At 35.8% G+C, this 10,580-nt stretch carries 11 protein-coding genes; 9 read left to right on the forward strand and 2 right to left on the reverse strand.

Going from position 1 to position 10,580, the window contains the following annotated elements:
- The first annotated feature begins 6 nt into the window (after positions 1 to 6).
- From ychF to FJ213_07935, 8 genes are all read left to right on the forward strand, one after another.
- Positions 7 to 1,089: a redox-regulated ATPase YchF gene (ychF, locus tag FJ213_07900; protein ID MBM4176081.1), complete on the forward strand. Its 1,083-nt coding sequence runs from the start codon at positions 7 to 9 to the stop codon at positions 1,087 to 1,089.
- A gap of 5 nt (positions 1,090 to 1,094) precedes the next feature.
- Positions 1,095 to 1,895, forward strand: coding sequence for a phosphatase PAP2 family protein (locus FJ213_07905; GenBank protein ID MBM4176082.1), 801 nt, complete (start codon positions 1,095 to 1,097; stop codon positions 1,893 to 1,895).
- Between the two features lie 53 nt (positions 1,896 to 1,948).
- Positions 1,949 to 2,380, forward strand: a complete 432-nt coding sequence (locus tag FJ213_07910) for an Rrf2 family transcriptional regulator (protein MBM4176083.1) — start codon at positions 1,949 to 1,951, stop codon at positions 2,378 to 2,380.
- 39 nt (positions 2,381 to 2,419) lie between these two features.
- Positions 2,420 to 3,523: a 4Fe-4S binding protein gene (locus tag FJ213_07915; protein MBM4176084.1), complete on the forward strand. Its 1,104-nt coding sequence runs from the start codon at positions 2,420 to 2,422 to the stop codon at positions 3,521 to 3,523.
- Positions 3,520 to 3,993: a hemerythrin domain-containing protein gene (locus tag FJ213_07920; GenBank protein ID MBM4176085.1), complete on the forward strand. Its 474-nt coding sequence runs from the start codon at positions 3,520 to 3,522 to the stop codon at positions 3,991 to 3,993. The genes FJ213_07915 and FJ213_07920 overlap by 4 nt, the downstream gene beginning before the upstream one ends.
- Before the next feature lie 2 nt (positions 3,994 to 3,995).
- The gene (locus tag FJ213_07925) at positions 3,996 to 4,733 is read left to right on the forward strand and encodes a class I SAM-dependent methyltransferase (protein MBM4176086.1); all 738 of its coding nucleotides are present in this window, start codon (positions 3,996 to 3,998) and stop codon (positions 4,731 to 4,733) included.
- Between the two features lie 29 nt (positions 4,734 to 4,762).
- Entirely contained in the window at positions 4,763 to 5,749 is a 987-nt protein-coding gene (locus FJ213_07930) for a hypothetical protein (GenBank protein MBM4176087.1), read from the forward strand.
- A 141-nt stretch (positions 5,750 to 5,890) separates the two neighbouring features.
- On the forward strand, positions 5,891 to 6,379 hold the full coding sequence (locus FJ213_07935; protein ID MBM4176088.1) for a DUF2179 domain-containing protein: 489 nt from the start codon (positions 5,891 to 5,893) through the stop codon (positions 6,377 to 6,379).
- A gap of 72 nt (positions 6,380 to 6,451) precedes the next feature.
- Here FJ213_07935 and FJ213_07940 read toward each other — a convergent pair whose 3' ends face one another.
- Positions 6,452 to 6,853: a DUF1761 domain-containing protein gene (locus FJ213_07940; protein ID MBM4176089.1), complete on the reverse strand. Its 402-nt coding sequence runs from the start codon at positions 6,851 to 6,853 to the stop codon at positions 6,452 to 6,454.
- A gap of 34 nt (positions 6,854 to 6,887) precedes the next feature.
- Positions 6,888 to 7,580 carry a hypothetical protein gene (locus tag FJ213_07945; GenBank protein MBM4176090.1) on the reverse strand — a complete coding sequence of 231 codons (693 nt, stop codon included), beginning with the start codon at positions 7,578 to 7,580 and terminating at the stop codon, positions 6,888 to 6,890.
- A gap of 208 nt (positions 7,581 to 7,788) precedes the next feature.
- Between FJ213_07945 and FJ213_07950 the strand changes: the two genes are divergently transcribed.
- Positions 7,789 to 10,572, forward strand: coding sequence for a DUF2723 domain-containing protein (locus FJ213_07950; protein ID MBM4176091.1), 2,784 nt, complete (start codon positions 7,789 to 7,791; stop codon positions 10,570 to 10,572).
- The last annotated feature ends 8 nt before the right edge of the window (positions 10,573 to 10,580 follow it).

The raw sequence follows: 10,580 nt of genomic DNA on the forward strand, positions 1-10,580 counted from the left end.
AAAATTATGCAACTAGGAATCGTTGGACTTCCACAGTCAGGAAAATCGACTTTATTTCAGACAATTACGAAAACACATTTAGACCAAACAGCTTTAGCCAAATTGGAAACGCATCAAGCCGTAGTAAAAGTACCCGATGTTCGTTTAGATAAATTAACACAAATATTTAATCCGAAGAAGAAAACAAATGCAACAATAGAATTTGTTGATGTTATCGGATTACACAAAGGAGACTCCGGCTCCCCCCAATTTACCAGCAATTTTCTTTCAAAGATCCGCACAAACGACGCACTGGTTCAAGTTGTCAGGCTATTTAGAAACGAGATGGTGCCGCATCCATCCGGATCAGTCGATTTACTTCGAGATATAAATACGTTTGAGACAGAGTTCATAATTTCCGATATGGCATTACTTGAGAACCGCATAGATAAAGTTAAAAAAAATATTATCAAAACAAGCGATGATAACCTGAAAAAAGAACTACCCGTGCTAGAAAAGTGTTATGAATTTCTTCAAAATGAAAAACCGCTTCGAGATGCAAATCTTACAGACATGGAAGAAAAAATTATTCGTTCCTACCAGTTATTAACCCATAAGCCAATGTTGATAGCTATTAATTTAGACGAAACCCAAGGAAAAGATATTGAAAAACATTTCGAAATTTTGGTTAAGCACAAAATTGGCAAGAACACAAAGGCAATTGCTTTTTATGGGCAGATTGAAATGGAAATGTCGGAGTTGTCGGATTCAGATGCAGCTATATTCATGAAAGAATACGGAATTAAAGAATCTGCTCTCAGTAAATTGATCAACGAGGCTTATAACCTGCTTGGGGTTCATTCCTTCTTTACTGTTGGAGAAGAAGAATGCCATTCGTGGACAATTAAAAAAGGTATGAATGCACAAGAAGCCGCTGGCGAAGTTCATACAGATTTTTACAACAGGTTTATCCGCGCAGAAGTGGTCCACTATGACGATTTTATCAATTATGGCTCATTCGCTAAAGCAAAGGAACAAGGCGCATGGCGGCTAGAAGGGAAAGAATACATCGTAAAGGACGGCGATATAATTTTAATAAGACATAATTAATTTTTATGCAGATTAATTTTTTTTCACGATCATTTATAGTAATACTTCTCTCAATTAATATTTCACTTGCTCAAAGTCCATATAAGATTGGATTAAACAAGGAGGTATTTATTGGCGGAATAGGTGCGGCATCGTCTATTGGGGCCTTAATCATCGACAGTCAAATTGAACCACTTTCAATTGAAGAAGTGAATAAATTTAAGTCAGAGGAAATAAACTGGTTTGATAGAAGTGCGGCGTTTAATTGGTCTGAAGATTTTTCTCTTGCCAGCGATATTTTAGTATCTCTCTCGGCCGCAGTTCCGGCAATGTTATTCACTTCAGAAAAAATCAGAAAAGATTTTTTAATTATTTCTACAATGTATCTTGAAACGATTATGTATTCTTTTGCACTCCCCTATATTGCAAAGGGAAGTCTCCAGAGAATACGCCCATATGTCTATAATAACAATGCGTCTATAAAAGAAAAACTATCACCCGATGCGAAGAAATCTTTTTTCTCTGGACATACCACAGTTGCTTTTTCATCAGCGGTTTTTTTATCGACTGTTTACAGCGATTACTTTCCTGATTCAAAATATAAACCATTTGTTTGGGCAGGCTCGTTACTAATTGCAGCACTAACAGGTTATTCACGTTATGAAGCAGGCAAACACTTCCTCACCGATATAATTACTGGCGCAATAGTCGGAAGCGCGATTGGATATTTTGTCCCATTTATCCACAAACAAAATTCTGAACGGTTAGATATAAACGCAACACAAACAAATCGAAGTTTGGCGTTGTCTTTCTCGTATAGATTTTAGTTGAATTTTTTAAAGTTTTTGATTAGTTTTGAACCAGATTAAACTATCTGATTATGGCAGTTATTTTTTCAAAAGCTTGTGAGTACGGCTTACAAGCGGCTTTATACTTAGCGACATTTTCTAATGAAGAAAGTGTGCCAGTTTATAAGATTGCAAAGGAATTAAAAATTCCTAAGGAATTTGTTGCTAAGATTCTGCAGTCGCTCACAGATCACAAACTTATTTCTTCCAAGAAGGGAAAGTTTGGCGGATTCAGCCTTGCAAAAAGTGCAAAGAAAATAAAGTTGATCGATATTGTTGAAGCGATTGACGGCTTGGACGCATTCAAAACTTGCGTACTGGGATTTCCGCATTGTTCATCAGATGTGCCCTGCCCAGTACACGAAACGTGGGGGAAATTGAGAAATCAAGCATATGACATGCTTAGCAACGAAACACTTGAGGATCTAAAAGAACAAGCAGTAGAAAAAATTAAAAGTTTATAAATTTTTTTAATGATAATTCAGACTAAAATATCTGGTTAAATGAAAAAAGTTAAAGTCATTCGTAATACTAACAAACCGATTCAAAAAGTTAGGCTAACAGTACAGTCGTTATTTACTTTATTGTCCGTATGGATTGGAGTGGAATTTTATTTCTTCATAACATACTTGGAGTCTGGCGGAAAAACATTTTTCATGAATCGCCCGCCAGGAGTTGATGGTTATCTCCCTATAAGCTCTTTAATGTCTCTTCGTTACACAGTTGCCAGCGGAGATATACATTGGGCCCATCCCGCGGGCATATTTATTCTTCTTGCTATAATATTGGTGTCATTTATATTCGGAAAGTCATTTTGCAGTTGGCTGTGTCCAGTTGGGCTAATTTCAGAAAGTCTTGGAGATCTAGGAGAGAAGATATTTAAACGTAAGATCAAAATGCCGAAGTTTCTTGACTATCCTCTTCGAAGTTTAAAATATTTGATGCTTGCATTTTTTGCCTACGTCATATTTTTTGCAATGGATATTGCTGCGTTGAAAATGTTTCTCGACAGTCCATACAATCAAGTTGCAGATATAAAAATGTATTATTTCTTTGCAAATATTTCGAGATTCTCTCTAATTGTTATTGTTGTACTCGCATTACTTTCGGTAGTATTTCGAAATTTCTGGTGCAGGTACCTATGTCCTTATGGCGCATTTTTATCCTTCTTTACATTTTTAAGTCCCTATAAAATTAAGAGAAGTATTCCAACGTGCATCGATTGTGATAAATGCAACAAAGTCTGCCCGTCTTTCATAAATATTGCAAAAGCGAAAGTGGTAATTTCTGATGAATGCACGTCTTGTTTAAATTGTGTTGATGCTTGCCCGGTTAAAAATACGCTCGAACTCAAATCAGTAATTACAAAGAAAACTATTAAACCGAGAACTGTTGCAATAGCCATTGTTGTTTTATTCATGGCGGTAACAGGCTTAGGAATGCTGACAGGCAACTGGCAGAATAAAATGGAATTGTCTGATTACATAGAGCATATGAAAAACATTGAATCGTCAACATATTCTCATCCGACGGGAACAGAACATCTTGAAGAGATAAACAAAGAAACAAGCGAGATGAATGTAAATCGAGAAAGAATGAAACAATGAATCCATACATCAGAAAATTAATTTCAGAACACGAGCATGGATTAGTACAACTTGGATTTCTTGATGATTCAACCCGAAGAATTGTCGAAAGAGGATTTGACGAAGAAAATTTTAGGATGATAAAAAAATCTGTGGAATTTATTTCTAGAGAAATTCGCGAACATATTGAAGCAGAAGAAAAAAATCTCTTCCCAATTATGGAGAAACGCCTCCCCGTTAGCGGGCCGATAGAAATTATGCGATCAGAGCATAGAATTTTGTGGAAGAAAATGGATCGATTGGCACAAAGTGTTTATTCGGTGGAGGAAGATGAAATAAGCCGAGATAAAATTACTCTTTTGAGAACAAGCGCATTGGACGTTGTTAATTTTCTTGGTGATCATATCAACAAAGAAAATTCAGTTTTATTTCAATTGGCCGAAAGAATTTTAAGCCAAGAAGAACTTAATTCGCTTGCGGAATTAGCGTGAAAATGAAGAACACAGAATTTTATAATTCTATTTCAAATTTCTATGATGAAATGATCAACCTTGATTCATCCGTGAGCGCTAAGAAAACTCTTTTTCCATATTTCATTCAAAAGAATTATAAAGATGCAATCGACCTTGGATGCGGAAGCGGAGCAGATTCTATAGCACTGGCAAGTCTTGGACTAAATGTATCGGCTTTCGACAGCTCAACAAAAATGTTGGAATCGGCAAAGAAGAATTCGAACAGTTATAATTTTAAGATCAAGTTTTCATTTATAGATCTTGAGAATTTCAAAACATTTAATGAACGGACGGACTTTGTCATTTCAATGGGAAATACACTTGCAAATATTTCGTCAAAAAGTATTAATAAAGTTTTTAAAAACATTTTTCAAACGCTGAATGTAGGAGGTTCATTTCTTTTTCAAATTTTAAATTATGAGCGAATAATTAATGAAAAAGAAAGATTAATCAGCATTACTGAAAATAACGATTCAATATATGTACGCTTTTATGACTTTGAGAAAGCAACGCTTGGTTTTAATATTCTCGCAATTCCAAAAAACAATTTGAAATCTACAAAAATATTCACGTCGACAATTTATCCTCATATGAAAGATATTTTAGTAGGTTTACTGAACTCCGCTGGCTTTTCAAAGATAAAAGTGTATGGAAGTTTTAAAAAAGAAAAATTTAACTCAATAAAATCCAAGGATTTAATCATCCACTCAGTCAGGTAAAATTACTTTAAATAAATATGGGACCATTTATGAAAAAAATATTTCTAACACTTTGTTCAATCTTTTTGTTGAGCCAAATGTCATTCGGCCAGGTTAAACTTTCCGGTCTTGCCTATTTTGATTACTTCTACAATTTTGAAAGAAATTCAGGAAAAATTGCAGAAAAAGATCAGCAGGGATTTCAATTTCGAAGAGTATTTTTCACCGCTGATTTTGATATCTCAGAAAAACTCTCTTCGCGAGTGAGATTAGAATCTGACGGAGCTAATTTTGCCGGAACTCCAAAATTCGCATCTTATCTTAAAGACTTTTACGTACAGTATAAATTTGAGAGCGCTGCACTTTTAATTGGTTTGCAGGGAACTCCACCGATCGAAACAGAAGAAAAATATTGGGGTTATCGTTCAGTAGAAAAAATCCAAGTTGACATTCGCGGAGGAGTTGCCACACGAGATATGGGAGTTGCAATCAAAGGAAGTCTTGGTGAGGGAAAATCCACAAATTACTGGGTAATGTATGGTAATAACAGTTCACATGGAGCGGAGTCAAATAAATATAAACGAGTATATGCTCAAATCAATCATCAAGTCACTTCAAACTTACTTGCAAATTTAGACGTTAATTTTGCAAACGCCTCTAAAGATAAAAATCACTTGATGGGAAGATTTGGGCTTTATTATCAAGAAAAAGGGGCATATTCATTTGGCGCCAGCGCACTTTATAATTCCATTCAAAAAGTTTTACCTGGCGATAAAAACTTAAATTCACTCGGAGTCTCTGCATTCGGAAATACTACCATCTCGAACGACTTTTCATTTTTTGGTAGAGTTGATTACTGGGATGCAAATTTTGATTCAAACGTAAAGAATGATTCAGAAATTACTTTTCTCGCTGGAGTTGATTACAAAGCTGACAAAAATCTAAGCATCATCCCAAACATCTCTTTCAATAAATATGAAATGAGCGGAATTAAGTCCGACATTACAGGAAAGCTTACATTTTTCTGGAGATTTTAATAAGACTTCGGTAAATAAATAATAACGAGTAGTTTCTCAATTATTTAAAGTCGTTCCTATGAAAAATTAGAACGACTTTTTTATTTATTATCTTTGTAAAAAATTAAGGAGAAAAAATTGGAAATATTTCTTGGTGCGTTGATGATCATGTCGATGCGAATCGCAGATGTTACACTTGGTACGATTCGAACACTTATGGTTGTTCAAGGAAGAAAATATCAGGCTGGAATTCTTGGGTTCATTGAAGTTACTATCTGGATTTTCGCAATCAGGCACGTGATGCTGCACCTTGACAATATGTGGAACATACTCGGATACTCAACCGGATTTGCGCTTGGCAACGTTCTAGGAATTTATGTTGAACAGAAATTTGGAGTTGGTTTTGTACAGCTGTATGCTATTTCGCTTTACTATGCAGATAAAATTGCCGACGAATTAAGAAGAAATAATTTCGGCGTAACAATTCTCCCAGCAGAAGGGGGAAGAGGTGGAGTTGCTGTTTTGGTAATTTTAACAACTCGAAGACGGCAGGATGAAGCAATTAAAATAATTGATATAATTGATTCGAAAGCTTTTATATCAATCCAATCCGCAACACCGTACCGAGGATTTGTTCACTCGAGAAAGTAAAAAATCGTACACGCTAAGGTTAATTGATTCAAAGAATATCAGATTTTTGCGGCTTTGCGCGAACGAAGATTTTTATTTCCAAATAGCTAAAATTCCGCCGCTGATTGAAATAGCAATAAGCTGATAACCGATATAGATCAAATATAATTTCATATTTCGGCCTTCAAAAAGCACTCCAGCAATGTGCGTTGCTGCCACAAAACCGAGCCAAGCCCAGACACCTGTTTGCATTCCTGTCCAGAAAGTATCAGCCAGTGCAAAATCTACAAAGTGAGCAAGAATGTATGTGGTTATCAAAGCTGCGAAGAATGAACATACAAACATAATGTTGTTACTTCCCTTCTTCAGTTCTTCTTCACTTTTTCCAATTGCGCCCATAAATGGCTTTGCAAAAAGTACAGGCGAATACCATATAGCGCCCAAAGCAAAGTTAAAAATTGTAACTACAACGATTGCCAAGAAATTTATTCCCATTACTATTTCTCCTATAAATTATATTTTTTAAATATCATTCGTTAATTAATGTCACTGTGCCGAAACCAGACGGCATGTGAAACTTTTTCAATCGCATCCAATCGTAATATCTGTACTTGCCAGTTATATCATCTCGGTCATTCACACAAAAGTCCGCTCCAAATTGCTTTCCAAAGTATGGTAAATATCCAATCTCACTCCATGGAATCGCAGCTTCAACAGTATAACCCCAGTCTTTGTCAATCGGTTCATTAATAGTTCCATAAGTTCGAACGACAGCGAATATTTCACCATTCCAATCATTGTTATATTTTCCGTCATCGCTCATTCCCCTATCATCAAGAATTGCATTGTAAATATTTATGTGGTAAGCAAAATCATCTTCTTGCCATTCTAATGATCTATCTAAATTTGGGTCAATTAAAATTTCTACTCCATCATCCATATGAAGTCCGCTTGCATCCCATTCAGTTTGCTCTGCCTGGAGATTTGAATTGAAAACTTCAAAAGCCGTGTAGAGATAGTTTTCGTCCCAAAACAAGGCGAACCTTGCCGAGTCTTTCCAATTTTGATCTTGAGGTTTAATCCAATACCATTGGGCAAAGTCCCAATCTGTAAGGTTCCCATCAATCTTTATAGGTACAATAACATATTTGGAAACAGCTTGCGGGTAGAGAACGTTAAATGCTACGATTGAAATGACGAACAAACAAAGTGATTTCTTCATAAACTCATCTGAAACTTTGTGTAAAAGTATGAAAGTCTTATTTGATATTCAATTTGAACGTTGACTTTAATTAATTATCCAAATTAATACAGATTCTCATAAAAAGTCTGCTTTTAGTAAAAGTTTTTGAATTTAACCTCTTTTATTCTTGAATAAAGAGGGGTTAAAAATTATATTGAACTCCCAAAACTTTATAATCGAGGAAAAAATGAATCATAAATTGATTAATCGAATTTTAGGTGCGGCTGCATTTGTAATTTCAGCAATTGTTTATTTTATGACAGTTCAGCCGAGTGTTTCATTCTGGGATTGCGGTGAGTTTATCGCTGCGTCGTATTATTTACAGGTGCCGCATCCGCCGGGCGCACCGTTGTTTCTTCTCATAGGAAGACTTTTTATGATGGTGCCGTTTGTTGAAAATCTTGGTTTACGGATGAATACGGTATCAATACTCTCAAGCGCATTTACAATAATGTTCCTTTACTTTGTAATTGTTAAGCTTATTAATTTTTATCGAAATGCAAAACCTTCGAATTTATTTGAAGCGATTTCATGCTATGGCGCTGCGTTTGTAGGAGCAATGACGTATGCTTTCACAGATACTTTTTGGTTCAATGCTGTTGAAGCAGAAGTTTATGCAATATCTACTTTCTTTGTTGCTTTTATCACTTGGTTGATGCTTTTATGGTATGAAAAAGCGGACGAAACAGGCAATGAAAGAATACTTCTATTAATCGCTTTCATAATTGGTTTATCGAGCGGAGTTCATCTTCTAAGCGTGCTCGCTATTCTTACAATTATTCTTGTAATATATTTCAAGAAGTATGAAGTAACGCAAAAATCTTTTATAATAATGGGAATTATAAACGTCCTTGCATTTTGGGCAGTTTACCCGGGCATTATTAAATATTTTCCAAAACTTCTCGCTGCAGTGGGCGGAAATAATATCACTATGAAATTATTTATCATTGTTGCTTTTATTGCAATTTTGATTTATGGAATCTATTGGGCAAAACAGAACAGTCACCCAATCGCTTTTCTCGGTATCACTTCTTTATTCCTAATTTTCATGGGCTACACTTCTTACACAATGGTAATTATTCGTTCAAACGCTTATCCTCCGATGAATGAAAACGAACCAGATACGATTAATGAATTTGTTTATTACATTAATCGCGAGCAGTATGGCGACTTCCCTATTTTTAAACGTCGTTACAGCCAGGAGCCTCATCAACAAGGAATTTATACAAACTACTCAAGTGATATGGATTTCATGTGGCGGTATCAAATAGATCATATGTTCAATCGATATCTCTACTGGAATTTTATTGGAAGAGAAGGTGATGTTCAAGATGCAAAAAGCATGTGGTTTGGCAAACCGAATGATTCGTTTGTTGGAGATGAAAGTAAATTCCCAAATAGATATTACGGAATTCCTCTTTTGCTCGGACTTTTCGGATTGTATTACCATTTCCGGCGAGATTGGAAATTAGCCGCAAGCATACTTTCTCTGTTTCTATTGATGGGCATATTAACTGCGTTATATCAAAATCAACAACAGCCGCAGCCGCGCGAGAGAGATTATTTCTATGTTGGTGCATTTTTTATGTATGCAATTTGGATAGGAATAGCCGTCTCAGGATTGATTGAGCTCGCAAAAGAAAAGCTTAAATCTGAAAATTTGTCCAAAATATTTGCCTTTGGAATTGTTGGAATTGCATTGGTCGTGGTTCCGTTGAATATGGCAATTCAAAATTGGGACGATCATGATAGATCTGACAATTGGATTCCGTGGGATTTTTCGTATAACATACTGCAAAGCTGCGAACCGAATTCAATTCTATTTACGAATGGAGATAATGACACATTCCCGCTCTGGTATTTACAAGATGTTGAAGGAGTAAGAAGAGATATTCGAATTGTGAATCTAAGTCTTGCCAATACTGATTGGTACGTTAAGCAGGCAAAGAATGAAATGCCTTATGGAGCTGAGAAAGTTCCGATTTCATTTTCTGATGAACAAATTTCCCGATTGCAGCCCATTCAATTCAACCCGCAGAATATTTCTGTTCCCGTGTCAAAGGAAGTTGCTGAAAAGTTTGGCGTTAAGGACACTTCGGTTCTGCAGACCGGAAAAATGACATTCTTGATGCGTCATACTATTGAATCAGGTGAAATTAAAGCAATTAGAATTCAAGACATTGTCGTCAGAAATATTATTGAAACAAATGCGAAAAATGGTTGGACGCGTCCAATTCACTTTGCCGTTACCTGTTCCGACGACTCAAGAATTGGACTTGACGACTACTCAACAATGCAAGGATTGACTTATCTAATAACACCGGCAAAGCAAAAGGGACGGTTTGAGAATATAAATGTTAACATAATGAACGCTTCATTATTCAACGAACCGGCGGACTACAACACATCTTATCAGCCCGGTTTTAAGTTCAGAGGATTACGAGAAGGAAAAATCTATCTTGATGAAAATCAGCGCCGAATGATGATGAATTACAGAAATTCATTTTTGCGTTTGGTTGTTTATCATATTTATGACGCAAACGATCATGCAAAAGCTGTAGATGTACTTGATAAAATGGAAGAAGTAATTCCAAGAAGCTTTGTTCCAATAGACTATAGAGTACTTTCGGATATCGGCTCGCTGTATAAGCAAGCAGGAAGAACGGATCGATTTATTGAAATTAGCAAAGATGTTGAGGAACAAGCAGTAAAATCTTTGGAAGCTAATCCGAGTGATATTGGAAGTTATTACAATCCATACAGAATTCTTCTTGAGATTTACGATGCGCGCGGCGATTATGAAAAATCCAAAGGCGAGCTATTAAAATCACGCGATGAATATCAAAAAGGATTGGACTTATTGAGCAGATTGCAAGCTTACGCACCTGGCGATCCAACTTTGACCGAAGAAATGAACCGGTTGAAGGCTAAAATGACAGATCAAAATCAGACGAGAGATACAACAAAATAAATTGATGC

It is taken from the genome of Ignavibacteria bacterium (assembly GCA_016873845.1).
In the GTDB taxonomy this organism is placed as follows: Bacteria; Bacteroidota; Ignavibacteria; order Ch128b; family Ch128b; genus JAHJVF01.